Consider the following 512-nt stretch of genomic DNA (forward strand, 5'->3'; position numbering starts at 1 on the left):
AGAGTTCGTCGTAGCAATTTAGCCGAAGACATTGATACGACAAGCTTTGTCGCACCTTTTTGATATCGTCATGCTCAACAGAACGAACCTCGTTGAGCTTACCATGACGCAACCTAACCAAACTCAGTACCACCTTGAGCTTATCTTGGCGATTTACAACCTTATTCCATACAATAAGAAAATCACCGCTAAACAAATCCAAGCTCAACTTTCACCGCTTGGTTTACAGCGATCCCTACGCACTATCCAACGTAATCTGTCCGTTATCTGTGCCATGTTTCCCAATGTCATAGTGGATGATAGAGACAAACCCTTTGGTTACCAAAAAACCGAAACTCTGAAGATGAGCACGACGGCTCACGAAGCGGTATTGATCTATTGGCTCATCGAGTCAACCAAGCATCATCTGCCTAGCAGCCTTGCTCCACTCTTAGATGACCTCCTTTCGAACATAACTCCTGAAGACATCAATAACATTCAAAATCATTGGTCATCCAAAGTTCCTATCACAG

General features: G+C 43.6%; 1 pseudogene. It reads left to right on the plus strand.

From position 1 onward, the window contains the following. Nucleotides 1–70: 70 nt before the first annotated feature. A pseudogene (locus R7E78_RS30745) lies at nucleotides 71–512 on the plus strand (hypothetical protein); the annotation flags it as partial.

The organism is Vibrio sp. YT-19(2023), assembly GCF_033337395.1.